The following is a 25,289-nucleotide window of genomic DNA, read 5'->3' on the forward strand; positions in this document are numbered from 1 at the left end:
AGCCATGGCGACGTGCACCCTCTGCCACCAAGACGTCCCCGATTCCGATCTGGCCGACCACGTCCGCAGGTCTCACCCCGACGCCGCCGAGGAAGGAATCTACGAATCCGACGGCGACATCATCGTGCAGGACGCCTCCTTGGAGCCGCTGGCCGAATACGACCCCGACCACGCCACCTGGCAACGCGACTAGCTCCCGAACTGTGCCGCTTCAACCCGCCGGCGGACCAGGGCCTCGTCGAACGGGACGGCGGCCGCTGCCGCGTGTTCCACGGCTGACTCGCGGACCAGCTCGGCGTCGTACGGCAATTGGTTGAGGTCGATGCGTGAGAGCAGTTTCTTGGTTATCGGCCGCTTGGAGTCCCAGAAAACCAGCGACTCGATCAGGTCGATACACGGTCGGCTGTTCAGCACGGCTGTCACCACCGCCGCCTCCACGCCGTCGAGGAACGGCAGGAAGTAGCAGGTGTCGTCGAGCACGACGGGCTGGTTGTTGAGCGGCGCGACCAACCGGAACACGGGTTTCTTGTGCAGCCCCGAGACGGCCACCTTGTACGGCGCGTACGTGTAGTCGCCGTGGCCGAAGACTGTGAAGCGGGGCCGGTTCCGATAGATCGAGGACCGGCGGCCGTCCAGCGTGGTGCCGTGCGCGTTCAGGTATTTCCACAGCGCGGGCGCGCTGAACTCGAGGGAGTCCGTTTCCGCGCCGAAGGTCTTCTGCGGGACGATCACCCATTTCGTCAGGTCGCGGTGACGCCCGCGGAAGACGTCGGTGCTTTTCAGGAACGGATGGACGAACTCGGGTTCCAGGTCGAGCACGACCCCGTTCCTGGTCGCCGGGGCCGGGGTCGCGGTCAACTCGAACACGCTGGACGCGTCGTGTTTCATGCCGGAGCGCCACTCGTACGGGGAAAGGCCGTCGGCGACCCGGACACCGCGGTAGCGATCCACATCGGAGACCAGGCGGCCGTCGACGACACCGAACCGGTTCCCGGCGGACTCCTCGGGGGCGAACACGTCGTCGTGAATCCGCGCGGTGTAGTCGGCCGGTCGGCTCGGGTCGACGCGTACGACGAACCAGCACGCGTCCACGCCGGCGCCGAACCACTTCTTCGAGTTGATGCGATAGACGTCCCCGCCGGCCAGTGGCATTCGCGTCGAGGCCGCCAGCTCCATGACGTTACGGACGACCTGTGTCTTGCACAGCATGCCCAGCGTGAACGGCTCCGATCGATACTCGGTCAAGACCTTGGTGATGATGTATTCGCAGACGTCGAAATTTGACGATCCGAGGACGGCGTCGATCCCCCGGACCCCTTTGATGTTCGCCTTGGCCGGAAGGTTGCTGGATTTCATCCGGTTGAGTTCCGCCGAGGTCACCCACGGCGGGTTCCCCACCACGAAAAGGGGGCCGTCCGTCGTCCAGGAGAAGAGGTCGGTCAGCCGGGTGCGAAAGATGTCGGCGACCTCGACCCGGGCCCAGCGCGAAGCCCGCTCGGCGTACTCGGGGTGCAGTTCCAGCCCCTGACGCTCGCTGCCGGGGCTGAGCGCGGCGCTCGCTTCCAGGAAAGCTCCGGTGCCACAGGTCGGCTCCAGGATCCGGGCGTCACCGGGCAGTCCCAGCAGACTCAGACACTGACGCGCGAGGACGAGCGGCGTCTGGAAGTCACCGAACTCGTTGTTGGGCACATCGCAGCGTACAAAGGGCCGCCCCCGAGCGGGGACGGCCCTTCGCGCACTACCGCTGTCAGCAGGACAGGTTGCCGCCCGGCGTCACACCGAGGATGCCGGTGAACCGGTTGTACGCGTTGATGCGGCTCTGCACCTGGGCGGGGTTGCCGCCGTTGCACTCCAGCGCGCCGTTGATGCTGCGGATCGTCTCACCGAAACCGCGGCCGTTGACGATGGCGTCGTGCGGCGTCATCGAGCCCGGTCCGCGCTGGGTCATCCAGTACCAGATCGCCGTCTGGTAGGCGACCGAAGCCTCGTTCTTGACCCGGTCCGGGTTATTGAGCAGGTCGATGCCGAGTGCGTCACCGGCCGCCTTGTAGTTGAAGTTCCAGCTCAGCTGGATCGGGCCGCGCCCGTGGTAGGCGCTCTGCCCGGCCGGGCAGCCGTACGACTGGTTGCGGTCGCAGTAGAGCGGCCAGTTCGCCTGGTTGATCTCCTCGACGTAGACCAGGCCGCCCGACTCGTGGTTGATGTTGGCCAGGAACGCCGCGGCTTCCTGCTTCTTCACGGTGTCGCTGCCGGTCTTGGTGAAGGCCGGGAACTTCTTCATGGCGTCGACCAGACCCGCGTACGAGTAGAACGGGATCCGGCTCGGGAACATCTGGTTGAACTGGGCCTCGCTGACCGGGAAGCCGCTCGTGCTGCCGCCGCCGTTGCCGGGCGGGGGCGTCGTGGGCGTGGTGCCGCCACCGCCGCCGGTGCAGGTGAACGGCGACCAGTACCAGGTGCTGATGACCGGGTCGTAGCCCGGGTTGGCGTTCGTCGCCTTGTAGTACTTCCCGTTGGTGTAACGCACGATCGCGCCCGCGTTGTAGTACTGCCCCGCGACCCAGTTCGGGTGGTTGCAAGTCGTGCCGCCGCCGTTGCCGGGCGGGGGCGTCGTGGGCGTGGTGCCGCCGCCCCCGCAGGCGCCGTTGTCGCTCCACACGCCGGAACCGCCGGTGCTGGGCGTCTCGCCCTGAGTCCACCACTTGGCGGTCCAGTTGCGGCCGTTGTGCGACGTCCGCGTGCCGCCGGTGTAGACCGCGGAGCTGCTGTACGCGGCGGCGCAGGCCTCGGCCGCGTTCGACGTCGTCATGGGCAGGATGGCCGCGGCCGCACCGGCCACACCGACGCTGACCACGGCCAGGATCGACAAGAGCCTTTTCTTGGACATGCAGAACCTTCCGCGCGCGGGGAACGCGCTGGCATGTGGGGGAATGGGAGCGAGATCGACTCAACTGCACGCCCCCGCACAGCGTCAAGGATCAGTAAGGATTCTTAAACTTATTTAAGGTCGCCCGCGACGGAGCTTTCACGTCCATCGGTGGTGTCCTCGGCGTCGTCGCGGCCGTCTTCCAGTTCATCGAGTCGAATACGGGCGGCGGCATCAAGACCCTCGTCATCTCGACCGTTGCCGTCGTTGTTCTGGCTCTGGGGGTCACGCTCTTCTCCCGTAGCAGCCGGACCTTCATCGGCGGCATTCTGGCGATTGTTGTCGTGCTTGCAGCGGGTGTATCGGCGGCTACCTGATCGGCACCGCGCGATCCGACTCGAAGGCGCCGACAAGCACAGCGCCGCCCTCCGCCTGCCAGTGGCACGGCGGACAGTCCACCTGCGGGCGGGCCGATCAAAGTCGCCGCCGCGGACCCGAACCAGCCCGGCGTATTCACCGCTGTGTCGGTGGACGGAACTCTCGCTCAGTGGGAGGTGGAGCAGCCGCGGGTCGCCCTTCGGGCAGGAGAAATCGGCCAGGCCGCGACCGTACGGTCATTGGCCATCGACAAGACCAGTCGCAACACCTTGGCGGTGGGCCGAGGCGATGGATCGCTGGAATTGTGACCATGGCGGCATTACCGCGCTTGCCCTCGACGCCGGGGTGAAGAACAGCCTCGCGATCGGTTTCGCCGACGGCACCGTTCAGATTCGCGACCGGACCCGCCTCGACTCGGCACGACGCGAGTCCCAGGCCGGTCGGCGGAGCGCGGTTCTCGCTTTGTCGTTCGATCAGGGTTTGCTCACCGCGGTGCTGGCCGACCACTCCGCGGCAGCGTGGCGAGCAGCCGAACTGGGTGCGCCCACGAAAACATACGGCCCGTGAAGAGCGGATGCGGATCGCGGTCTTACTGGTGGGCCGCCGGGGACTCGAACCCCGAACCTAAGGATTAAAAGTCCTCAGCTCTGCCATTGAGCTAGCGGCCCGCGATCATAGAGTACCTGTGGCCGCCCGCATTGCCTTGCAGGTATCCGGGTCTTGCGGGACGGGGCGCCGCACAGTGGTGCGGCGCCCCGGTAAAACCGCAGGTCAGTCGGCGATTCTGACGTCGTCGATCAGGCCTCGGTAACCGCCCGTGGCGGCCGGCTGGTCGTAGGCCACCACCAGGGTCGTGACCTTCTTGCCGGCCAGCGCGCCCAGGGGCACGACGACCTCGTTCCACTTGCCGACCGTCACCTTGTTGCACTGGAAGGCCGGGTGAGCCCGGTTGCCGCGGGTGTCTTTGAGCCCGCTGTCGCGCAGGTTCTTGCCGTCGCTGAAGAGCAGGTCGATCGCCACGCAGGTGCTGTTGGCCGGTTTGACCTCGGGCCGCACGGTGTTGGCCTGCGGGTAGATCCAGTACGACAGCTTGGTGGTCGGCTTGATCGTGATCCGGCTCAGGGCCATCGACTTGAGGTACGCGTACGACTTGGTGGCGCTGTTGTCGAGGCCGGCGTACATGAGCGACGTCGCCCCGGTGTGCCCCGGCTCCGTCCGCACGCCCAGTTCGGGGCCAGTCAGTTTGCAGCAGATGCCGGCCACGTTGACGATGCCGTTGGCCCACGCCACCGTGTTCGACCAGCTGGGCTGCACGTCGCCCGTCCCGAAGCTGGTGTTCAGGTCGAGGTCGTACTGGCCGACGCGCAGGAAGGTGTCCAGCTGGTCGGGGGTGCCGGCCAGCGCCTTGTCGGTCCAGTGGACGAGGTTCAGGTCTTTGTTCTTGGCCGCCGTGGCTTTGATCTGCTGGGCCAGCGTCTTGTCGGCCTGGTATTTGCGGTCGAGCGCGATCTGGATGTCGCGGTCGACCGCCTGGTGCAGGCCGGTGTCGATGTAAGCCTTCCACACCGCCGGGTCGAGGCTGCGGGTGGCGGCGATCGCGGCCGCCTGCACTTCACTGCCGGCGGCGGTGTGGTTCCAGACCTTGATGATGAAGTCGCGGTCGGGCAGGTCGAGCAGTTCCTCGGTGACGGTCAGGCCGATCCGGTTGGCGGCCAGCTTCTTCGCGGCCCGGGCCCGTTCCGCGGCCTTCTCGGCTTCGGTTTTGGCTTCGTCGGCGGCGATCCGGTCGTCGATGTCCTGCCGGGCCGCGTCGGCCATCCCGTTCGCGATGAACGCCGTACGGTCGGTGTCGCTGCCGTCGCGAGCCGTGCGCGCGGCCGCCTTGACCTTGGGCCACTTGACGTCCTCGGCCACCCGTTCCCAGATCAGCCGTACGAAGTCGGTGTCGTTCCCGTCGAGCAGGGCGGCGTCGGCCACCACGTCGATGCTGGCCGCGGCGGCCGTACGGGCGAGGTCACTCGCCCGCTTGGTCTCCGCCTCTGCCCTTTCCCGTTCCACGTCGCGGTCGAACGCCGCGAACACCTCGACCGTGATGAATTCGTACGAGAGGTCCGGATCGCTGGTGAACGCGGTCTCGGCCGCCACCCGCACCTCGACCTGGTCGGGGTTGTCTTTGACGTGGTCCCAGATCCCGATGACGAAGTCGCGGTCAAGCTTCTCGATCAGCGCGAAGTCGTCGCCGAGCCCGAATTTCACTGCGACGGCGAGTTTCTGGTCGTAGCTCGCCGACGCGGCGGCCAGCACCGCGGAGGCGGGTGCCGCGAAGGTGGCCGCGGCGGTTCCGAGGACGAGCGAGCCGGCCAGCCCGGCCGCGAGGATCAGCTTCTTCATGCCGGGTTCGCCGCCATCTTGAACGTAGTGAACGGGGCGGCGACCGCGCCCGAGTTGACGTAGCCGACGCCGTCGTTGGCGATCACCGCGATGCGGTTGGTCTCCAGCGCCATCGTGTAGGAGCCGGTGCGTACCTGGGTCCAGAGCGCGGACAGGCCGCCCTCCTTGACCCGCACGATGCCGTCGGTGTGCACGACGCCGATCCGGGTGCCGGCCAGGGTCAGTTGCTTGACCGCGCTGTGCTCGGTGACCCAGCTCGCGTTGAGGGCGCCTTCCTTGACGTACGCGACGTTGTCGGTGCGCAGCACGCCGATCCGGTTGCCGGAGAGCACGAGCTGCTTGACCGCGCCCTGCTGCACCGACCAGTTCGTCGAGGCGGTGGTGCCGTCCTTGACCAGCGCGACCAGGTCGGGCCGGAGGATGCCGATCCGGGTGCCGGACATGGCCAGCTGCGTGACGGCGGTGTCGTAGAGCTTGACCCAGCCCGCGTTGAGCGCGCCCTGCTTGGCGTAGGCGATGTTGTCGGTTCGGACGATGCCGATCCGGTCGGCCGCCAGCACGAGCTGCTTGACCCCGGTCTGCTGCTGCGTCCAGCCCGCGCTGAGACCGCCCAGCTTGACCAGGGCGACGCCGGAGTTGGTCAGCACACCGATCCGGTTGCTGGCCAGCGCGATCTGCTTGACGTTCGTGTAGACCTTGACCCAGGTGGCGTCGAGGCCGCCTTCCTTGACGTACGCCGTGCCGTCCGCGGTGAGCATGCCGAGTCGCGTCGTCGTGACCGCGAACTGGGTGACGTCCGGTCCGATCTGGAACTGCCCGACGCGCAGGAAGTCGGCGACCGTGTTGGCGTCGCCGGCCAGCGCGGCCCGGGCCGCAGTGGCCAGCCCGCGCTGCGAGTTCTTGGTCGCGCGGTCCAGGATGGCCTGCACCAGGCGCCGGTCCTCGGCTTCTTTCTTGGCCAGGGCGATCTGGATGTCGCGGTCCTTGGCGGCGTGGATGCCGGTGTCGATGAACGCCTTCCACACGGCGGCGTCCAGGCTGCGCGCGGCGGCGACGGCCGCGGCGTGCACCTCGGAGCCTTCGGTGGCGAAGTTCCACACGACGGTGACGAAGTCGCGGTCGGGCAGGCTGAGCAGCTCGTCGGTGACGGTCAGACCGATCCGGTTGGCGGCCAGCTTCTTCGCCGCCCGCGCCCGCTCGGCGGCCTTCTCGGCTTCGGTCTTGGCCTCGTCGGCGGCGATCCGGTCGTCCACGTCCTGGTGGGCCGCCTCGGCCAGACCGGTCGCGATGAACACCTGCCGGTCGGAGTCGCTGCCGTCGCGGGCCGCGCGCGCGGCCGCCTTGACCTTGGGCCACTTGGCGTCCTCGGCGACCCGTTCCCAGATCAGCCGGACGAAGTCGGCGTCGCTGCCGTCGAGCAGGGCGGCGTCGGCCACGACGTCGATGCTGGCCGCGGCCGCGCTGCGGGCCAGGTCGCTGACCCGCTTCTCGTCGGCCTCGCGCTTGACCCGCGCCAGGTCCCGATCGAACGCGGCGAACACGCCGGTGACGATGAACTGGTAGCAGGCCTGGTCGACCGAGTCGGCCTCGACGGGCTCGGCGCTGAACGCGGCCTCGGCGGCCAGGCGGACCTCGGCGTGGGCCGGGTCGTCCTTGACGTGGTTCCAGATGCCCACGACGAAGTCGCGGTCGACCTTCTCGAGCAGGGCGAAGTCATCGCCGAGGCCGAACTTCACGGCGACGGCGAGCTTCTGGTCGTAGCTGGCGAGGCTGCCTTCGGCGAGCGCCGAGAAGGGAGCGGCCTGAGTGGAGGGTGCGGCCTGCGCGGTGCCCGCCGTGGTCGCGGTGAGGGCGGCCACCGCGACTCCAGCAGCCAGCAGTGGCCGCGCCCAGACAGCGCGGTTGATCGAAGTCATGAAATTGTCCCCGTGGTGTGTTCTGGCTTGACGCACGGCCTTCTACCTGGGATTTCACCACAGGGAAAACCGCGGAGATCGATGTCGGCCGGTACGTTAGCGGTCGCTCACCCTCCGGCACAAGGCCACGTCATTGTGATGAACGTCGTTGGGCCGGTCCCGCGCGGTCCTGGTTTCCATGCTTAGATGACCGCGACCGCATAGCGATCGATCAATAGAAGTGTTCACGGGGGAAACTGAATATGCGTACGCGTGCAGTAGCGCTCGCGCTGGCTGCGGCCATGAGTGTCGTGGCCGTCCCGGCGGCGTCGCAGGCGGCGGTGCCGCCGCTGTCGGCCGTCCTGGCCGCCGACGAGTGGGATCAGGCCGAGGCCGACAAGCTCTTCGTGCAGTGGTTGTCGGTCAACGAGCCCCGGCTCGCGGTGCGCAGTGCCGCCCGGGGCGCGCTGCAGGGCGGCGCCGAGGCGATCGCGACCTTCCTGATCACCGGGTGGGACGCCGCGATCCTGCGGGCCGAGCAGCTGCGCACCCGCAATCTCGACTTCACCAAGCGCATGATCAGAACCCATCCGCTGCAGTACTACCCGCGGGTCAACGCGGCCGGTCAGCGCGCCCTGGTCGGCACCGACGAGGAGCTCGCGGAGTTCGTGAACAGCGGTTACGCGAAGGCGCTGGAGCTCGACCGCAAGGACATCGACGACGACGAGGATCAGGCCGAGGCGATCCGGCAGAGCGACCGCGACTACGTCACGCTGCTGAGCACTGAGGACCCGGGTGCCCAGGTGCGCGCGTGGGCCGGCCGGGCCGTCGCCCCCGGCACCACCGACGCCGACGTCGTCGAGTTCTTCCGGTACGGCTGGGTCAGCGCGTCCGGGCTCGACATGCAGACGTTCCGCACCCGCCTGGCCGACGAGGATCGCCGCTGGCACCTCAAGTCCCGCCAGCTGGTCATCGACGCACAGGCCGCCGAGAAGGCCGCCCGGGAGACCGCCGGCGAGGCGCAGGCGCAGATGCGTGAGGCCGCGGCCCGGGCTTGGGCGCTGGTCGGCGCGCAGACCGGCCCGGCCCGGGTCGCGTGGGCCGACGCCGAGCAGGTGGCGCTGCGTCAGGCCGACACGTGGCTGCTGGTCTCGCAGGCCGCGGGCACCTCGACCAGCGCGAACTGGCTGACGATCGCCGCCGCCTCGCAGGACGCGCGCGCCGACTGGGAGACCGAGCGGGCCAATGCGTCCGCCCAGGCCGCGTCCTGGCTCACGCTTTACCGGCAGGCCCTGGCGGCCGAGGCGGCCCTGCTCGAGCCGGTCGCATAAACGCAGATCGGGTGCCGGCCGCTGTGTGTGCGGCCGGCACCCGACGGGGACCTGCGGGGAGTAATCAGGGGCTGTTCCCGGGGCGCCTCCTTTCGGAATGCGTAGTCAGGTCAGGCGGGTCAGGTCAGCGGGGGCCGCGCGGGCCGCGGTGCCCGTTGTCCCAGTGGTGGCCCGGCCGGTTCCAGCCCCAGCCGCGCTCGACCTCGAGGGCGAACGAGCCGCGGTGGAAGCCCCGGCGCTGGTAGTCGCAGTCGTAGTCGTCCCAGCGGCCCCAGCGCTCACCGATCCGCCCGGCCAGCTCACAGGCCCGGTACGAGCGGTAGTAGCCGACGACCACGTCGCGGTCGCGGTGCTGGTCGGCCTGGGCCGTCCGGCCGGTCTGGGACTTGGCGGCAGCCGCGGGCGAGGCGTCCGCCGCCTGCGCCGGGCCGACGCCGAGGGCAGCCCCGGCGAGCAGGCCCAGGCCGGTGGTCGTCAGGAGTCGCATCGTCTTGTTCATGCCTATTTCCCCTTCCGAGCGGTTGCTTTCTCATTCCGTGTTGCATGATCAGGAAAGCATCCCGGGACGGACAAATAGTGCATTCAACACGCCGGGTAACCCAGACGATTGATAACCGAAAAGACGAGTGCCACTAATACGTTTCGGTTGCTGGAAAACGGTTAAAAAGGGGCCGCCACCGGGACCTGATGCGCGGCCAGGAAGCCGGCCACCGCCCGGTCCCACGGGAAGCGTTCGGCTTGCGCGCGCGCCGCGGCCCGGCGTACGGGCTCGGGTCGGGACAGCAGCGAACGGACGGCCTCGGCGTACGCGGACCCCTCGCCGGACGCGGCCATCCCCGCGTCGCCGATCACCTCGGGCAGGGCGCTCTCGGAACTCACCACCACCGGGGTGCCGCTGGCCAGGGTCTCCAGCGCGGACAGGCCGAACGTCTCGATCGGTCCGGGCGCGATCGCAACGTCCACAGTGGCCAGCAAAGCCGACAGTTTCGCCTGGTCGCTGAGGTGGCCGAGGAAACGTACGGGCAGACCGCGGTCGGCCGCCTCGGACTGCAGGGCGGGTCGCAGGGGACCACCGCCGGCCACGAGGAGCACCGCGGGCACGCCTGACTTACGCAGCGCCGCCAAAGTTTCGAGCGAGCGGCGGGGCTTCTTCTCCGGTGAGAGACGGCCGCAATGCAGCAGCAGCACGTCATCGGCGGCGGACCAGCGTGTCCGCATCGACTGGTCCCGGTTCGCCGGCGTGAACCGCTCGAGGTCGACCCCGAGCGGCACCTGCCGCAGATTCCGTACGCCGAGACGCGCGAACTCGGCGGCCGCCCACTGCGTCGTGCACACGATCTGGTCGTGCTCGGCGGCCGTCCGCGCGTTGATCAGATCGCCCGCGCGACGGCTGACACCCGGCCCGAACAGGCGCAACAATCCGTCGAGACTCTCGTGCGAGACCATCATGGACGGTACGCCGCGATGCCTCGCCCAGCGCCCCAGCCAGCGCAGCGTCGAGCGGTCGGAGATCTCGAGCCGGTCGGGCCGCAGCGCGCGCAGCGTCGAGTTCAACCGGCCCCGATCCAGCAGCACGCGATAGCCACCCATGCCCGGCACCAGCGGCCCGGGCAGCGTGATCACCCGGCCCTGGTCGGTCGTCTCGTCGGATTCACCGGCGCCCGGAACCACTAAAACAGGGTCGTGACCTGCAGCTTTATATCCGGCGCCCAGGTGGCGCAAAGCGGTGCGAAGACCTCCGGACCGCGGGGTCACGAAGTTCGCCACCCGGACAATTCTCACGCGGCAACCGCCCTGCGCTCGACGTAACCGACACTGCACGCCGCACCGTAGTGGCCGAGCAATTCCTCGCCCACCGCGGACCAGCTGCGCCCCTCGATCGCCTGGCGCCCGGCGACCCCGAAGGCCGCGCGCTTGGCCGGGTCGGTCACCAGATCCCGTACGGCGGAGGTGAAGCCCTCGGACGCGAACGGCCGCACCAGGAAGCCCGTACGGTCGTGGCCGACCAGATCGACCGGGCCGCCCGCGTTCGGCGCGACGACCGGCAACCCACTCGCCATCGCCTCCTGCACGGCCTGGCCGAACGTCTCGTACGGGCCGGTGTGCGCGAAGATGTCGAAACTCGCGTACAGCTGGGCCAGCTCCTCGCCGCGGCGGACCCCCAGGAACGTCGCGGCCGGCAGGGCCTTGTGCAGCTGTGAGGCCGCCGGGCCGTCACCCACGACGACCAGCCGTACGCCGGGCAGGCGGCTCACGTCGGCCAGCAGATCGATCTGCTTCTCGACGGCGAGCCGGCCGACGAACCCCACCACGACCTCACCGTTCGGGGCCAGAGCACGGCGCACCTCGGCGTTGCGGCGGCTCGGGTGGAACAGCTCGTCGTCGACCCCGCGCCGCCACAGGTGCACCCGCTCCACGCCGTGCGTGTCGAGCGCGAGGGCCGACTCCGACGACGGCACCAGCGTGCGCGAGGCCAGGTTGTGCACTGTTTTGATCCACTTCCAGGCGGCGCCCTCGGTCATGCCGACCTTGTAGGCACGGGCGTACGCGGCGACGTCGGTCTGATAGACGGCCACCGTGGGCAGGCGCAGCGTGCGGGCGGCCAGCATCCCCCACGCGCCGAGCACGAACGGGCTGGCCAAATGCACCAGGTCGGCGCCGAACGCGCGCAACGCGCCGGTGAGGGTCGGCGTGGGCAGGCCCAGCCGGATCTGGGGGTAGCCCGGCATGGGCAGGGATGGGATGCGGACCACCGGATAGGGGACGTGGACCGGGGTGTCGCGCACCGCGGGAGGTGGTTGCGGTGCGATCACCATCGGCTGGTGCCCACGGCGCAGGAGATGTTCGGCCGTGCGCACCACCGAGTTGGCGACGCCGTTCACATCGGGGAGGAACGACTCCGTGACCAGAGCGACTCGCATGCAGTCACGATGGGCCGCGTCCATGTCCGGCACACCGTACGGGCCGTAGCCGGATCCCAAACGCTGATCGAACGACTAGGAGAAGCACCGGGCGGGTAAGTGGCCGCCGTGCGGATCCGGACGGTGGCTCTGGTGCTCGTGGTCGGCCTGGTCGGCGGGTGTGACTGGGCCGGCGGTGACGGCCGCGACCGCAACCCCGAGAACCGGCCCGGGTACGTCCTTGGTGAACGCGACGGCGGCCCGCCTCACAAGATCCGCGGCGACGGCGACGTGACCTCCTTCCAGCTGTTCGGTGGAGCCGACGTGGTCCGCGTACGGCTCGCTGACCTCGGCGGCGACCTGTACGAACTGTCCACGCCGGACGACTCCAAGGCCGCCCCGACCGCCTCGATCGAGGGAGCCGACCTGGTGGCGGGTCTGCGCGCCACGGGCCGGGGCGGCCCGGCGGTGCTCACCGTGGTGCTCAGCGACGACGTGCGGTGGCAGGTCCGGCTGGCCGGGGGCGCCCAGGACGAGTCGGTCGACCTGAGCGGCGGCCGCGGCGGCGACGTGGACTTCAGCGCCGGCACTACCCGTGCCGCTGTGGTGCTGCCGGCCGCCGACGGCACCCAGAAGGTCACCCTGGGCGGCGGGGCGAGCCTTCTTTCCGTACGGGTGCCCGGCCGAGCGCCCGTACGGGTCTCGGCGCTCGGCGGGGCGGGCAGCGTGACGATCGACGGGCAGGTGCGCACCGGCGTGGCGGGCGGGTCGGTCTGGGCGCAGGACGGCTGGGAGGGTGCGGCCGCCCGCTACGACGTCAACGCCACCTCCGGCGTCGCCACGATCACCGTCGAACGCTTCTGAGGATCCGCACGCCCCGGATCACCTCGTCGGTGCGATCAGCCCCGTCCGATTGCCGGATCTGCAAAAGGACGCCCGGCCCGCCGGTCGAGGTCAGAACCACTTCGCTGTACGACGCCGACGTGCCCGCGCAGCCCGTCCAGCGCCGCACCCGGCCGGTCAGCCCGGCCACGACGATCCCGCGGTCGGGTGCGGCGGCGCAGCCGTCGTGCCGCGGCAGCACGGCCCCGGTGGCATCGTCGCTGAGACCCGCGAAGACCCCGGGGGACGTGCCGGAAGGAACCGACCAGTCCGCCAGGTCCCGGCCCACCGTGAGCCCCGGTGACCGCCTGGCCCGCAGGCCGGCCACCGCGGGATCCCAGCCGCCGTCGGCCAGCTGACGCGCCCACGACGGCGGCACCGCCACCGAAAGCTCGCCGGTCGCGTCGGTCACCCGCTTCCAGCCCTCCGCGGTCGGCTGCGCGAGCGCCGCGCTTCCGGTGGCCAGCACGGCCGCAATCGCCACGGCCGCACCGAGCACCCGCTGCGGCCACCGTCTGGGCGGGGGCGGCGGCACGGCGGCTTGCTCCAGCGCGGCGGCCAGCGACGCGGCCGTCGGCCACCGCTTGCCGGGGTCGGTCGCCAGCGCTCGCTGCACCACCCGATCGAGCCGAGCCGGTACGCCGGTCCGCGGCTTCGATCCGGGCATCCGCCCGGTGAGCATCTGGAACAGCATGGCACCGATCGCGTGCACGTCGGCCCGCACGTCCAGCCCACCGCCGGGGAGTTGCTGCTCGGGGGCCATGTAACCGGGCGTGCCGGCCATCACGGTGAAGCCCGACGCCTGCGCGATCTCCTTGGCCAGCCCCAGATCGGCGACGAGCACCCGCTGCTCGCCGCGCACGGTGTGGAAAAGCACGTTCGACGGCTTGAGATCGCGGTGCAGCACACCGGAGTCGTGCAGGACGGCGACAGCCCGAGCGATCTCCAGCGTGATGCTCACGGCCTCCGCCACGGGCAGCGGGCCGGCTTCGAGCCGCTCGGCCAGGGTGCCACCGTCGGCGTACGTCATGACCAGATAGGGACGTCCGTCCGGCAAGTCCCCGATGTCGAGCACCCGCACCAGCCGCTCGGAGTCGGCCCGCCGCAGCACCTGGGCCTCCTGCTCGAAGCGGCCCCGCACGTCGGGGTGGTGGGCCCAGTTGTCGGCCAGCACCTTGATCGCGACCCACGAGTCGAGCGCCTCGTCCGCGGCAAGCCATACGGTGGCGAAAGCACCGGCACCCAGGCGGCGCTCCACGTCGTATCGACCGATCTTGCTGGGCATGGACACGACGGTCATTATGGGGCCGTCATTGATCTTTTACGGGGGCAGGATGCGCGACGAACAGGTGGAAGAACTGGCCCTGCGGGCCGCGGGCGGCGACGGACCGGCGCTCGACCAGCTGCTGGGCACGATCCGGCCTCAGGTGCTGCGGCGTTGCGCCCGCTTCCTGCCGTGCTATCAGGACGCCGAGGAAGCCACGCAGGACGTGCTGCTGCAGGTGGCCCGCAACATCGGGCGGTTCGAGGGACGGTCCAAGTTCTCGACGTGGCTGCATGTCATCATCGCCAACTGCGCCCGGCAGACGTACCGGTCGTTGAAGCGGCGGGCGGCCGAGCAGGCCCACGCGCTGCCCCCGGTCGACGTGCCCGATCCGCGCACCACGAGCGTTATCGCGGGTTCCCGGCTCGACCTGCTGGACGCGTTGGAACTGCTCGAATCGGAGCGGCCCGAGCTGGTCGCGCCGATGGTGCTGCGCGACATCTGCCAGCTCGACTACGCCGAGATCGCCGGCCACCTCGGGCTGCCCGAGGGCACGGTCAAGTCGCGGATTCACCACGCGCGCACCCGCGTGCGGGAAACGCTGCTGGCTTAGAAGACCTCGCGCCAGTCCACGTATTTGAAGTTGGTGCTGACCCGGCCGTCATCGGGCTTGTTCTCGCCGTCGTGCAGCACGAGCAGGCCCTGCGGATAGCCGGGCAGCGCCACGCTGGTGGCGGCCGCGCCGTCGGAATGCTGCACGCCGTCGGTGCGCTTGCCGTCGGCCACCCGGAAGCTTCGAAGCGGACGATTGGTGCGCCGGTCGTAGACGTAGAACTTGCTGTCACCTTGGCTGGAGACGACCAGATAGCCGTCACGCCGGCCGGTGCGATAGATCGTGGCGCCCTCGACGTCGGCTCGGATGCGCCCGGCCTCGGGGGCCGGCTCGCCGAGCGTGCACTCCTCGGTCTCGGGATCGTAGGTGCCGGCCGCGCCGTACTCCGCGACACGCTCGACCACCCGCGGCACGCCGATGAACCGGTCGCGGTCGAGCCGGATCTTCCACAGCGCGACATCCTCCTGCGCGGCGTAGAGCACACCCGCCTCGGCGTCGACCACCATGCCCTCGATCTGTGGCTCCTCACCCGGTTCCCGGCACGGCGTCCACATCGAGCCGTTGGCCAGGCGGAACTCCTTGGGCAGGTCGATGGTGTCGGTAACCCGGTAGCTCACGGCACCCTTGCGTTCCTCGAGCCGGAAGATGCCCAACCGCGTGGTGTGGCGACGACTGACCACTGCATATTTCCCGTACGTGGCCAGGCCGTACCCCGTGGCCTGGACCTCCACCTCGGCGTCGTCGCGGGAGAACAGCAGCGGTGCGTCGGCCGCGGTGACGTCGGTGAGCTTGCCGGACGCCTCGATGCGATAGATGCGCAGTTTGTCGAGCCCACGGTCGGTAACCACGGCGTAGTCGTGACGCTGGTGGCCGAACCCGGTCACCAGGTCGACGTTGTTGAACCGGCCGCCCTCGGGTGGCTGGATCGACTGCACCTCACGGCCGGCCAGGTCGTAGACGCGTAGCCCGCCGTTCTTGGCCGTGCCGATGACCCGGCTGCGCGACTTGTCAGTCCGGTTGACCCAGATCGCGGGGTCGTCGGCATCCGCGTCCCCGCCGGCCTCGTCGTCGAACAGGGCGGGGGTCTCCACCGACGCGGTGATCTCGCGCAGCTGGCTCTCGGAGGGTCGCTCGCCGGCTTGCGCGGGCGCGGCCACGGCTGTGCTCAACGCGACGAGAGCAACGATCCCCACGGTACGACGCATAGCCAGTGACCTTCCCCGATAAACCTGGCGTTTGGGCGACCGCCGGTTGAACAACCCTGTATACCTCGGAAACGACAGTAGGCCCACCCCGTGATGGGGTGGGCCTACTGTTCACGTTGAGTCCGGCGGCGTCCTACTCTCCCACACCCTCCCGAGTGCAGTACCATCGGCGCTGGAGGGCTTAGCTTCCGGGTTCGGAATGAGACCGGGCGTTTCCCCTCCGCTATGACCACCGAAACAGCTATCAGCGGTGGAACAAACCAGTTTCAGCAGCACGGCCATGTTCAGCCGGCGCTTCTGGTTGTTCGTTTGCTGTGAATCACACAGTGGACGCGTCGAGCAAAAAGTTTAGGGTGGTTAAGCCCTCGGCCTATTAGTACCGGTCGACTGAACCAGTTACCTGGCTTACATCTCCGGCCTATCAACCCAATAGTCTCTTGGGAGCCTTACCCACTCAAGGTGGTGGGATACCTCATCTCGAAGCGAGCTTCCCGCTTAGATGCTTTCAGCGGTTATCCCTTCCGAACGTAGCCAACCAGCCGTGCCCCTGGCGGGACAACTGGCACACCAGAGGTTCGTCCGTCCCGGTCCTCTCGTACTAGGGACAGCCCTTCTCAAGTATCCAACGCGCACGGCGGATAGGGACCGAACTGTCTCACGACGTTCTAAACCCAGCTCGCGTACCGCTTTAATGGGCGAACAGCCCAACCCTTGGGACCTGCTACAGCCCCAGGATGCGACGAGCCGACATCGAGGTGCCAAACCATCCCGTCGATATGGACTCTTGGGGAAGATCAGCCTGTTATCCCCGGGGTACCTTTTATCCGTTGAGCGACACCGCTTCCACACGCAAGTGCCGGATCACTAGTCCCGACTTTCGTCCCTGCTCGACCCGTCAGTCTCACAGTCAAGCTCCCTTGTGCACTTACACTCAACACCTGATTGCCAACCAGGCTGAGGGAACCTTTGGGCGCCTCCGTTACCCTTTAGGAGGCAACCGCCCCAGTTAAACTACCCACCAGACACTGTCCCTCGACCCGATCAGGGCCGCAAGTTAGATACCCAAACCCAACAGAGTGGTATTTCAAGATTGCCTCCACCCGAACTGGCGTCCGAGCTTCACCGGCTCCCACCTATCCTACACAATTAAATTCGGATACCAATGTCAAGCTATAGTAAAGGTCCCGGGGTCTTTCCGTCCTGCCGCGCGTAACGAGCATCTTTACTCGTACTGCAATTTCGCCGGGCCTGTGGTTGAGACAGTGGGGAAGTCGTTACGCCATTCGTGCAGGTCGGAACTTACCCGACAAGGAATTTCGCTACCTTAGGATGGTTATAGTTACCACCGCCGTTTACTGGCGCTTAAGTTCTCCGCCTCGCCCCGAAAGGCTAACAGGTCCCCTTAACGTTCCAGCACCGGGCAGGCGTCAGTCCATATACATCGTCTTACGACTTGGCATGGACCTGTGTTTTTAGTAAACAGTCGCTTCCCCCTGCTCTCTGCGGCCATACCACGCTCCACCAGCAAGTGGCTTCACGCGTCCGGCCCCCCTTCTCCCTAAGTTACGGGGGCAATTTGCCGAGTTCCTTAACCACAGTTCACCCGTCGCCTTGGTATTCTCTACCTGACCACCTGTGTCGGTTTAGGGTACGGGCCGCTCGGAACATCGCTAGAGGCTTTTCTCGGCAGCATAGGATCACTGACTTCACCTGAAACGGCTCGGCATCACGTCTCACCCTACATGGACTACGGATTTGCCTATAGTCCGGGCTACACGCTTACCCCAGGACAACCACCGCCTGGGACCAGCTACCTTCCTGCGTCACCCCATCACTAAACTACTACCCCACAAGGTCCCGCGCTCCGCTGATGCCGGCCGAAGCCATTACCAGTTTTGGGCGGTTAGTACATGAAGGTTCGTCTTGGGCGTTCCTTCGCGGGTACGGGAATATCAACCCGTTATCCATCGACTACGCCTCTCGGCCTCGCCTTAGGCCCCGACTCACCCAGGGCGGATTAGCCTGGCCCTGGAACCCTTGGTCATCCGGCGGAAGAGGTTCTCACTCTTCATTCGCTACTCATGCCTGCATTCTCACTCGTATGGCGTCCACGACTGGGTCACCCCGCCGCTTCACTCGCCATACGACGCTCCCCTACCCATCCACACCACTGCACCAACCGACGAATCGGAAGGCGGATGTCATGTGTGAATGCCACAGCTTCGGCGGTGTGCTTGAGCCCCGCTACATTGTCGGCGCGGAACCACTTGACCAGTGAGCTATTACGCACTCTTTAAAGGATGGCTGCTTCTAAGCCAACCTCCTGGTTGTCTAAGCGACCCCACATCCTTTTCCACTTAGCACACGCTTAGGGGCCTTAGCTGGTGATCTGGGCTGTTTCCCTCTCGACTACGAAGCTTATCCCCCGCAGTCTCACTGCCGCGCTCTCACTTACCGGCATTCGGAGTTTAGCTGATTTCGGTAAGCTTGTAGGCCCCCTAGACCATCCAGTGCTCTACCTCCGGCAAGAAACACACGACGCTGCACCTAAATGCATTTCGGGGAGAACCAGCTATCACGGAGTTTGATTGGCCTTTCACCCCTAACCACAGGTCATCCCCCAACTTTTCAACGTTGGTGGGTTCGGTCCTCCACGCAGTCTTACCCACGCTTCAACCTGCCCATGGCTAGATCACCCCGCTTCGGGTCTAGAACACGCGACTAACAACGCCCTATTCAGACTCGCTTTCGCTACGGCTACCCCACACAGGTTAACCTCGCCACGTGCCACTAACTCGCAGGCTCATTCTTCAAAAGGCACGCCATCACCCCGAAAGGCTCTGACGGATTGTAGGCGAACGGTTTCAGGTACTATTTCACTCCCCTCCCGGGGTACTTTTCACCATTCCCTCACGGTACTCGTCCGCTATCGGTCACCAGGAAGTATTCAGCCTTACCAGGTGGTCCTGGCAGATTCACAGCAGATTCTAGGAGTCCGCTGCTACTCGGGAAATCCACAAAGAGGCTTTGAATTTTCGTCTACGGGGCTCTCACCCTCTACGGCCGGCTTTCCCACACCGTTCCACTAACCCAAAGCTTTGTAACTCTCCACCACACTGTCAGATATGGTAAGTGGCTCCCACAACCCCACATGCGTAACCCCTGACAAGTATCACACGCACACGGTTTAGGCTAAATCCGCTTTCGCTCGCCACTACTCACGGAATCACTGTTGTTTTCTCTTCCTACGGGTACTGAGATGTTTCACTTCCCCGCGTTCCCTCTACCCGACCTATGTATTCAGCCGGGAGTAACACGACATGACTCGTGCTAGGTTTCCCCATTCGGACACCCTGGGATCACAGCTAGGTTGACAGCTCCCCCAGGCCTATCGCGGCCTCCCACGTCCTTCATCGGCTCCTGGTGCCAAGGCATCCACCGTTCGCCCTTGACAACTTAACCACAGAAAACAAGATGCTCGCGTCCACTGTGCAATTCTCAACCAACGACCAACCCACAACCCGAACAGTTCCCTACCAAACCCCAGCATCGCTAAGCGGTATAGGGAACCAGGCCATGCCTGGTGCTGAAAAACAACCACTCCCTCACGGAGCTCCGCTGCCCACAGAAGGGGCTTCACGGCGCCGACCCTCAGGCCGGCAAGCGGTTGTTCTTTCAGATACCCAACAGGGTGCTATCTCTTGTCGCCAGATTCCAGCCGCACCGCTCACTGTTCCATGCCCCCCGGAGGGAACCGTACTGAGCTCGCTGGCCGTTGCCGGATCTGACTAGCCAGTGTCTCCGCCTATGAGCACCCCGACCTGACATTCGCAGGTCGCGGGCTACTGGACCACTTTCGTGGTCGAGTTGCTCCTTAGAAAGGAGGTGATCCAGCCGCACCTTCCGGTACGGCTACCTTGTTACGACTTCGTCCCAATCGCCAGCCCCACCTTCGACGGCTCCCTCCCCTTGCGGGGTTAGGCCACCGGCTTCGGGTGTTGCCGACTTTCGTGACGTGACGGGCGGTGTGTACAAGGCCCGGGAACGTATTCACCGCAGCGTTGCTGATCTGCGATTACTAGCGACTCCGACTTCACGGGGTCGAGTTGCAGACCCCGATCCGAACTGAGACCGGCTTTTTGGGATTCGCTCCACCTCACGGCATCGCAACCCTTTGTACCGGCCATTGTAGCATGCGTGAAGCCCTGGACATAAGGGGCATGATGACTTGACGTCATCCCCACCTTCCTCCGAGTTGACCCCGGCAGTCTTCGATGAGTCCCCGCCATAACGCGCTGGCAACATCGAACGAGGGTTGCGCTCGTTGCGGGACTTAACCCAACATCTCACGACACGAGCTGACGACAGCCATGCACCACCTGTCACCGGCCCCGAAGGACCCCACATCTCTGCGAGTTTTCCGGCGATGTCAAACCCAGGTAAGGTTCTTCGCGTTGCATCGAATTAATCCGCATGCTCCGCCGCTTGTGCGGGCCCCCGTCAATTCCTTTGAGTTTTAGCCTTGCGGCCGTACTCCCCAGGCGGGGCGCTTAATGCGTTAGCTGCGGCACAGAGAACCGGAGAGGTCCCCCACACCTAGCGCCCAACGTTTACAGCGTGGACTACCAGGGTATCTAATCCTGTTCGCTCCCCACGCTTTCGCTCCTCAGCGTCAGTATCGGCCCAGAGACCCGCCTTCGCCACCGGTGTTCCTCCTGATATCTGCGCATTTCACCGCTACACCAGGAATTCCAGTCTCCCCTACCGAACTCGAGCCTGCCCGTATCGACCGCAGGCTTGGGGTTGAGCCCCAAGTTTTCACGGTCGACGCGACAAGCCGCCTACGAGCTCTTTACGCCCAATAAATCCGGACAACGCTCGCGCCCTACGTCTTACCGCGGCTGCTGGCACGTAGTTGGCCGGCGCTTCTTCTGCAGGTACCGTCACTTGCGCTTCGTCCCTGCTGAAAGAGGTTTACAACCCGAAGGCCGTCATCCCTCACGCGGCGTCGCTGCATCAGGCTTCCGCCCATTGTGCAATATTCCCCACTGCTGCCTCCCGTAGGAGTCTGGGCCGTGTCTCAGTCCCAGTGTGGCCGGTCGCCCTCTCAGGCCGGCTACCCGTCGTCGCCTTGGTAGGCCATCACCCCACCAACAAGCTGATAGGCCGCGAGCCCATCCCAGACCGAAAAACTTTCCACACAGACTTCATGCAAAGCTGTGTCGTATTCGGTATTAGCCCCCGTTTCCGAGGGTTATCCCAAAGTCCAGGGCAGGTTACTCACGTGTTACTCACCCGTTCGCCGCTCGAGTACCCCGAAGGGCCTTTCCGCTCGACTTGCATGTGTTAAGCACGCCGCCAGCGTTCGTCCTGAGCCAGGATCAAACTCTCCAACAAAAACCTGTTGAAAAACTGTCCCGGCAGTTAAACAACTGCCAAAGGAATCACCCACCGACAAACCCCGTCCCGAAGAACGAGCAAGCCGGCCGGGGTATAACTAATTGGCACTGGCTTATCAAGCACCCTGTTGAGTTCTCAAAGAACAACCACACCCGGCTAACCGCTCCGGGGCACTCGCTCAACTTTACTAAGTCTTCCTGGCCGTGTCAACCGGTTTCTCCCGGTTGGTGCCGCTTCGTCCTAGTATCCCCACGCTCTGAGGCGCGCAGCATCGCTGCGATCCGCAGTTCGTAGGATTTGGCAGGACGGCCGGTGCGGATCTCTCCGCTGCCTCGCCCGTTTCCCTGCCGGCTCGGAAAACATTACACGCGCGTTCCCCGGGCTCCAAATCGGGTACCAGTGTCTCGCATATGGGCAGGTCAGCGCAGGTGAACGCGGGGAAAACCGCCCGCTACGGCTGAGCCACCTCGACGTCGCCACCGGTTACCCGTACGCGGAGCAGGGGTTGATTTGCCGAGGCCGGCCCGTGCACCACCACGCCGTCGCGCAGCCGGAACGTGCTGCCGTGCCACGGACACACCACACATCCCTCGGCTGTCACTTCCCCTTCACCCAGCGGACCGCCCGCGTGACTGCAACGCTCGATCATCGCGGTCACCTGATCGCCGTCCCGCCACAACAGCACGGGCACATCCCCCACAGTCCGCACCACCGGCTTGCCCGTCGGCAGCTCGGCCAGCGGGCCCACCGAGGTCCAGGCCGACGGAACCCGCGTCAGCTCGGTTGCGGCGTGGCTGACTCCCGCACCCCGGGCGTACGACAAATGGCCGCCCAGATAGGCGCCCAGCCCGGCCACCGTCAGACCGGTGTAGCTCAACGCTCGTCCGGAACCACCGCGCAGACGCGCCACCAGGGACGCGCCGTACAGGGTGATCGCCACCGCGTTCGCCGCCGCGTGCACCAGGCCAACGCGCTGCCGGTCCTTGGTCAGCTGCGACCAGTCGACCCACCCGGCCGCCACGGCCGGCGCGGTGGCCGCGGTCCCCACGCCGATCAGCGTGGTCGCCGCCTTGTGCGCTCCCGGCACCAGGTCGAGGACGGCGGCCGACATGAAGGCACCCACCGGCAACTGCACCAGCACCGGATGCACGGCATGACCGACGTACGTGCCGTGCAGCAGGTCGCGCAGTCGTCGAGGCTTCGCCACAGCGGTGACCACGGCCTGCAACTTCTCGGCCACACCGTCGAGCGAGCGGGCCTCTTCGAGCCGGTTGAGGATCTGCATGTCAGGCGGGTTCCCGCAGCGGGCCTCGCGAAACCGGGCATGGCCGCCGAACCGGGCGGGTACATCCCGGCGATGGAAACGGTTGATCGGCTCCAGCCCGGCGACCACGCCTGCCTGACCTACACCGACCCCGAGGAACGCCTCGATCTGCTCGCCGCGTTCGTCAGCCGCGGTCATCAGCTCGGTGAGCGCGTGCTCTGCTTCACCGACGATCCGGTCGCGGCCGACATGCGGCAACGTGGGCTGCCGGCCGAGGAGACGGTGCTGCCGATCGAGGAGTTGTGGGGTGTGGGCGCGACCCCGAACGCGGCCGCGATGGTGCGCCGGCTCACCGCCGAGCGCGATCGGTCGCCGCGCGGCCTGCGGATCACCCTCGACATGTGCTGGGCGGCGCGTCCGCAGGCGGGCGCCGAGCAACTGCTGGCCTTCGAGAACGAGGTGGCCAAGCTCTTCGCCGACGGTGGGCTCACCGCACTCTGCGAATACGACCGGGAGGCTTTCGACCCGGTGACTTTGGCGTACGCGGCCCGCACCCATCCCCGTACGGTGACCGCGGCCGTTTATCACGAGGACGCCGAGCTGCGGATCTGCCGCCAGCACGTCCCCCCGGGCGTCCGGGTCGCCGGCACCTTGGACGTCGGCCGGTCCGGAGCGCTGCAAGACGCGTTGGCCGAAGCCGTCCGCCTGGATCCGGACGTGCATCTGAACCTCGGCCATTTGCGCTCGTTGGACGACGGCGCGGCCGCGGTGATCGTACGGGCAGCGGCCGGGTTGCCCCGGAACCGGCACATGATTGTCGTCGGTGATCGGCAGGCGGGTCGCACCCTGCGCGTGGCCGGGGCGCACGGCGTACCGAATCTGCGGTTGTTGGTCCGCGACCGTTAGCCCATTACCGTGCCGCTCATGAACGGTTTGATCGCACCGGGTTTCGAGGCAGTCGGTGAGGCGTTCGCAGCCGATCCGCGTGGCGGGTCCGCGCTGACGATTCTGCGTGACGGCGAACCGGTGGTGGAGGTCGTCGAGGGCTGGCGTGACGCGGCCCGCACCCGCCCCTGGGAGACGAACACACTGGTCAATGTCTATTCAACGGGAAAGCCGGTCATCGCGATGGCGGTGGTCATCCTGGCCGGCCGGGGCGCGCTCGACCTCGATGCGCCGATGTCCGCCTACTGGCCGTCGTTCCGGACCCCGGCTTCCGTACGGCAGGTCCTGTCGCACACCTCCGGCCTGGCGACGTTTCCCGTAGCCCGGCCGGCGTCCGCGTTCGCCGATTGGGATCTGCTCTGCGCCGACCTGGCCGCGGCCGAGCCCGCATGGGAGCCGGGCACGGTGGCCGCCGAGCACGCACTGACGTACGGGCATCTGCTCGGGGAACTGGTGCGCCGCGTCGACGGCCGTACACCTGCGAAGTTCATCGCCGACGAGCTCGGTTTCGATTTCGGGTTCGCACTGTCCGATGCCGACGTCGCGCGCTGCGCCGACCTCGAATTCGACGCCCCCGACTGGCCCGCACGCAATGCCGGTGAGCCGGGGTCGATGAAGTCGCGAGCCATCAGCAATCCGGCCGGGGCCCGCGATCTGGCCGTCGTCAACAGCGAGATGTGGCGGCGCGCGTCGGTTCCCGCAGTCAATCTGCACGCCAGTGCGTCCGGGGTGGCGCGCTTCTACGCGGCGATTCTCGACGGTTCACTGCCGGCGGTCGCGGTGCCGCAGTTCGTCGGGCCCGATCTGTTCATCGGCGACGAGACGACCTGGGGCCTGGGGGTGCAGATCGAGCCGGACGGCACCTGGGGGCACGGCGGCCTGGGCGGCTCGGCCGGGTACGTCAACCCGGCCCGCGGGCTGGCCATCGCGTATGTGAGCAAGCGGCTCGGCGACTTCGCGGCGCTGGACCGGATCGAAGCGGCATTGCCGCGGTAGAAATCCTTATCCGCCGCACTCCCCAGCCGATTCTGGACCCTCGCGGAAGAGGGTTCACAAGGAGGCGGTTGTGAGGGAGCGGTGGCAGGCAGGGCTGGTGTCTGTCATTCTCGCGGCCACCTCGCTGACGGTGCCCGCGGCATCGGCTTCGGCCGGTGTCGTGGGCACCGCCAGAACCAGCCGCGCTTTCGTGGCTGCGCCGGCCGGCACCCGCGCCATGTGGCTGTGGGGCGCCTACGACCCGGCGGAAGTCATCGCGTGGGCCGCCGCGCAGAACGTGACCGAGGTTTTCGCGTACGTCCCGTGGTCGGTCGCTACCGACGGCAGCCTCACCCGGCTCCGTGACCTGCGCGAACGCGCCGACGAGGCCGGCATCCGCCTGGCCGCCCTGGGCGGCGAACCCGACTGGGCCACCCACCCGGCCAACGCCCTCGCCTGGCGCGACGCCGTGCTGGCGACCAACCTGTTCAACGCCATCCACCTGGACGTCGAGCCGTACGCGCTGCCCGCCTGGCAGACCGACCCGGCCGGCACCAAGGCCGGTTACCTGGCGCTGCTGGAGCGCATGCGCGCCGGCAACCCGCTCCCGATCGAGGCCGACGTCCCGTTCTGGTACGGCGAACACCAGGTCAACGGCAAGAACTTCGCCGACGAGGTGCTCAAGCGCGTCGACGCCGTCACGGTCATGAGCTATCGGGACACCGCCACCGGCCCCAACTCGATGGTCGCCGTCAGCCAGGACTGGCTACGCCGCGGCGCCACCACGAAGAAGCGCGTACGGCTGGCCGCCGAAACCGACCCCCTCGCCGAGTGCACCCACTGCACGTTCGCCGAGGAAGGCTCCCGCAAAATGCTGAGAACTCTGCGCCAGGTGGACACGGCCACCCGCAGATCCGCGGCCTACGCCGGCGTGGCCATCCACCGCTACGGCAGCTGGCGCGTGCTCCGCCCCTAGCACG

General features: G+C 67.1%; 18 protein-coding genes, 1 tRNA gene and 3 rRNA genes. 8 read left to right on the plus strand and 14 right to left on the minus strand.

The features are described 5' to 3' along the window. Window positions 1-4 precede the first annotated feature (4 nt). Window positions 5-193 (plus strand): hypothetical protein, encoded by a 189-nt coding sequence (locus BKA14_RS30225; protein WP_184954199.1) that lies wholly within the window; start codon window positions 5-7, stop codon window positions 191-193. Here BKA14_RS30225 and BKA14_RS30230 read toward each other — a convergent pair. Both BKA14_RS30230 and BKA14_RS30235 read right to left on the minus strand, forming a co-directional pair. Next, a complete protein-coding gene (locus BKA14_RS30230; RefSeq protein ID WP_184954200.1) occupies window positions 190-1,689 on the minus strand; it encodes a class I SAM-dependent methyltransferase in 1,500 nt (499 codons plus the stop codon). The two genes, BKA14_RS30225 and BKA14_RS30230, sit on opposite strands and share 4 nt — an antisense overlap. Before the next feature lie 58 nt (window positions 1,690-1,747). Then, on the minus strand, window positions 1,748-2,887 hold the full coding sequence (locus BKA14_RS30235; RefSeq protein ID WP_184954201.1) for a glycoside hydrolase family 19 protein: 1,140 nt from the start codon (window positions 2,885-2,887) through the stop codon (window positions 1,748-1,750). Between the two features lie 645 nt (window positions 2,888-3,532). Here BKA14_RS30235 and BKA14_RS30240 point away from each other — a divergent pair. Continuing rightward, complete coding sequence (locus BKA14_RS30240; RefSeq protein WP_184954202.1) at window positions 3,533-3,811, plus strand: hypothetical protein; 279 nt, start codon at window positions 3,533-3,535, stop codon at window positions 3,809-3,811. A 26-nt stretch (window positions 3,812-3,837) separates the two neighbouring features. Here the strand turns inward: BKA14_RS30240 and BKA14_RS30245 are convergent. The 3 genes from BKA14_RS30245 to BKA14_RS30255 form a co-directional block, all read right to left on the minus strand. Further along, window positions 3,838-3,912 (minus strand) — tRNA-Lys (locus tag BKA14_RS30245). A gap of 103 nt (window positions 3,913-4,015) precedes the next feature. Beyond that, entirely contained in the window at window positions 4,016-5,635 is a 1,620-nt protein-coding gene (locus BKA14_RS30250) for a hypothetical protein (protein ID WP_184954203.1), read from the minus strand. After that, window positions 5,632-7,551 (minus strand): hypothetical protein, encoded by a 1,920-nt coding sequence (locus tag BKA14_RS30255; protein ID WP_184954204.1) that lies wholly within the window; start codon window positions 7,549-7,551, stop codon window positions 5,632-5,634. The genes BKA14_RS30250 and BKA14_RS30255 overlap by 4 nt, the downstream gene beginning before the upstream one ends. Before the next feature lie 242 nt (window positions 7,552-7,793). Between BKA14_RS30255 and BKA14_RS30260 the strand changes: the two genes are divergently transcribed. Further along, window positions 7,794-8,861, plus strand: a complete 1,068-nt coding sequence (locus BKA14_RS30260; RefSeq protein WP_184954205.1) for a hypothetical protein — start codon at window positions 7,794-7,796, stop codon at window positions 8,859-8,861. A gap of 124 nt (window positions 8,862-8,985) precedes the next feature. Here BKA14_RS30260 and BKA14_RS30265 read toward each other — a convergent pair whose 3' ends face one another. The 3 genes from BKA14_RS30265 to BKA14_RS30275 form a co-directional block, all read right to left on the minus strand. Then, window positions 8,986-9,348, minus strand: a complete 363-nt coding sequence (locus BKA14_RS30265) for a hypothetical protein (RefSeq protein WP_184954206.1) — start codon at window positions 9,346-9,348, stop codon at window positions 8,986-8,988. A 173-nt stretch (window positions 9,349-9,521) separates the two neighbouring features. Continuing rightward, the gene (locus BKA14_RS30270; RefSeq protein ID WP_239093437.1) at window positions 9,522-10,682 is read right to left on the minus strand and encodes a glycosyltransferase; all 1,161 of its coding nucleotides are present in this window, start codon (window positions 10,680-10,682) and stop codon (window positions 9,522-9,524) included. Then, window positions 10,640-11,782, minus strand: coding sequence for a glycosyltransferase family 4 protein (locus tag BKA14_RS30275; RefSeq protein ID WP_184954208.1), 1,143 nt, complete (start codon window positions 11,780-11,782; stop codon window positions 10,640-10,642). The genes BKA14_RS30270 and BKA14_RS30275 overlap by 43 nt, the downstream gene beginning before the upstream one ends. Before the next feature lie 108 nt (window positions 11,783-11,890). Here BKA14_RS30275 and BKA14_RS30280 point away from each other — a divergent pair, with 108 nt between their 5' ends. Next, window positions 11,891-12,625, plus strand: a complete 735-nt coding sequence (locus tag BKA14_RS30280; protein ID WP_184954209.1) for a hypothetical protein — start codon at window positions 11,891-11,893, stop codon at window positions 12,623-12,625. Here BKA14_RS30280 and BKA14_RS30285 read toward each other — a convergent pair. Then, entirely contained in the window at window positions 12,606-13,928 is a 1,323-nt protein-coding gene (locus BKA14_RS30285; protein WP_184954210.1) for a serine/threonine-protein kinase, read from the minus strand. The two genes, BKA14_RS30280 and BKA14_RS30285, sit on opposite strands and share 20 nt — an antisense overlap. 49 nt (window positions 13,929-13,977) lie before the next feature. Between BKA14_RS30285 and BKA14_RS30290 the strand changes: the two genes are divergently transcribed. Continuing rightward, window positions 13,978-14,520 (plus strand): RNA polymerase sigma factor, encoded by a 543-nt coding sequence (locus BKA14_RS30290; protein ID WP_184954211.1) that lies wholly within the window; start codon window positions 13,978-13,980, stop codon window positions 14,518-14,520. Here the strand turns inward: BKA14_RS30290 and BKA14_RS30295 are convergent. From BKA14_RS30295 to BKA14_RS30315, 5 genes are all read right to left on the minus strand, one after another. Beyond that, window positions 14,517-15,725 carry a phytase gene (locus tag BKA14_RS30295; RefSeq protein ID WP_184954212.1) on the minus strand — a complete coding sequence of 403 codons (1,209 nt, stop codon included), beginning with the start codon at window positions 15,723-15,725 and terminating at the stop codon, window positions 14,517-14,519. The genes BKA14_RS30290 and BKA14_RS30295 overlap by 4 nt on opposite strands. Before the next feature lie 120 nt (window positions 15,726-15,845). Continuing rightward, window positions 15,846-15,962: ribosomal RNA gene (rrf, locus tag BKA14_RS30300) — 5S ribosomal RNA — on the minus strand. A gap of 116 nt (window positions 15,963-16,078) precedes the next feature. After that, window positions 16,079-19,187: ribosomal RNA gene (locus BKA14_RS30305) — 23S ribosomal RNA — on the minus strand. A 416-nt stretch (window positions 19,188-19,603) separates the two neighbouring features. Beyond that, window positions 19,604-21,122, minus strand: a 16S ribosomal RNA gene (locus tag BKA14_RS30310). The 16S, 23S and 5S rRNA genes sit together here, the layout of an rRNA operon. 454 nt (window positions 21,123-21,576) lie before the next feature. Continuing rightward, window positions 21,577-22,410 carry a Rieske (2Fe-2S) protein gene (locus BKA14_RS30315; protein ID WP_184954213.1) on the minus strand — a complete coding sequence of 278 codons (834 nt, stop codon included), beginning with the start codon at window positions 22,408-22,410 and terminating at the stop codon, window positions 21,577-21,579. A 72-nt stretch (window positions 22,411-22,482) separates the two neighbouring features. Here BKA14_RS30315 and BKA14_RS30320 point away from each other — a divergent pair, with 72 nt between their 5' ends. From BKA14_RS30320 to BKA14_RS30330, 3 genes are all read left to right on the plus strand, one after another. Further along, the gene (locus tag BKA14_RS30320; RefSeq protein WP_184954214.1) at window positions 22,483-23,295 is read left to right on the plus strand and encodes an MEDS domain-containing protein; all 813 of its coding nucleotides are present in this window, start codon (window positions 22,483-22,485) and stop codon (window positions 23,293-23,295) included. A gap of 18 nt (window positions 23,296-23,313) precedes the next feature. Beyond that, complete coding sequence (locus BKA14_RS30325; protein WP_184954215.1) at window positions 23,314-24,330, plus strand: serine hydrolase domain-containing protein; 1,017 nt, start codon at window positions 23,314-23,316, stop codon at window positions 24,328-24,330. Between the two features lie 97 nt (window positions 24,331-24,427). Continuing rightward, a complete protein-coding gene (locus BKA14_RS30330) occupies window positions 24,428-25,285 on the plus strand; it encodes a hypothetical protein (protein ID WP_184954216.1) in 858 nt (285 codons plus the stop codon). Window positions 25,286-25,289: the final 4 nt, after the last annotated feature.

This window comes from Paractinoplanes abujensis, from assembly GCF_014204895.1.
GTDB lineage: Bacteria > Actinomycetota > Actinomycetes > Mycobacteriales > Micromonosporaceae > Actinoplanes > Actinoplanes abujensis.

Excerpts from the sequence above, each read along its gene's own strand:
- BKA14_RS30225 (WP_184954199.1), top strand. The coding sequence starts at position 5 with ATGGCGACGTGCACCCTCTGCCACCAAGACGTCCCCGATTCCGATCTG.
- BKA14_RS30235 (WP_184954201.1), bottom strand. The coding sequence starts at position 2,887 with ATGTCCAAGAAAAGGCTCTTGTCGATCCTGGCCGTGGTCAGCGTCGGT.
- BKA14_RS30240 (WP_184954202.1), top strand. The coding sequence starts at position 3,533 with ATGGATCGCTGGAATTGTGACCATGGCGGCATTACCGCGCTTGCCCTC.
- BKA14_RS30250 (WP_184954203.1), bottom strand. The coding sequence starts at position 5,635 with ATGAAGAAGCTGATCCTCGCGGCCGGGCTGGCCGGCTCGCTCGTCCTC.
- BKA14_RS30255 (WP_184954204.1), bottom strand. The coding sequence starts at position 7,551 with ATGACTTCGATCAACCGCGCTGTCTGGGCGCGGCCACTGCTGGCTGCT.
- BKA14_RS30260 (WP_184954205.1), top strand. The coding sequence starts at position 7,794 with ATGCGTACGCGTGCAGTAGCGCTCGCGCTGGCTGCGGCCATGAGTGTC.
- BKA14_RS30265 (WP_184954206.1), bottom strand. The coding sequence starts at position 9,348 with ATGCGACTCCTGACGACCACCGGCCTGGGCCTGCTCGCCGGGGCTGCC.
- BKA14_RS30275 (WP_184954208.1), bottom strand. The coding sequence starts at position 11,782 with ATGCGAGTCGCTCTGGTCACGGAGTCGTTCCTCCCCGATGTGAACGGC.
- BKA14_RS30285 (WP_184954210.1), bottom strand. The coding sequence starts at position 13,928 with ATGCCCAGCAAGATCGGTCGATACGACGTGGAGCGCCGCCTGGGTGCC.
- BKA14_RS30290 (WP_184954211.1), top strand. The coding sequence starts at position 13,978 with ATGCGCGACGAACAGGTGGAAGAACTGGCCCTGCGGGCCGCGGGCGGC.
- BKA14_RS30295 (WP_184954212.1), bottom strand. The coding sequence starts at position 15,725 with ATGCGTCGTACCGTGGGGATCGTTGCTCTCGTCGCGTTGAGCACAGCC.
- BKA14_RS30315 (WP_184954213.1), bottom strand. The coding sequence starts at position 22,410 with ATGCAGATCCTCAACCGGCTCGAAGAGGCCCGCTCGCTCGACGGTGTG.
- BKA14_RS30320 (WP_184954214.1), top strand. The coding sequence starts at position 22,483 with ATGGAAACGGTTGATCGGCTCCAGCCCGGCGACCACGCCTGCCTGACC.
- BKA14_RS30325 (WP_184954215.1), top strand. The coding sequence starts at position 23,314 with ATGAACGGTTTGATCGCACCGGGTTTCGAGGCAGTCGGTGAGGCGTTC.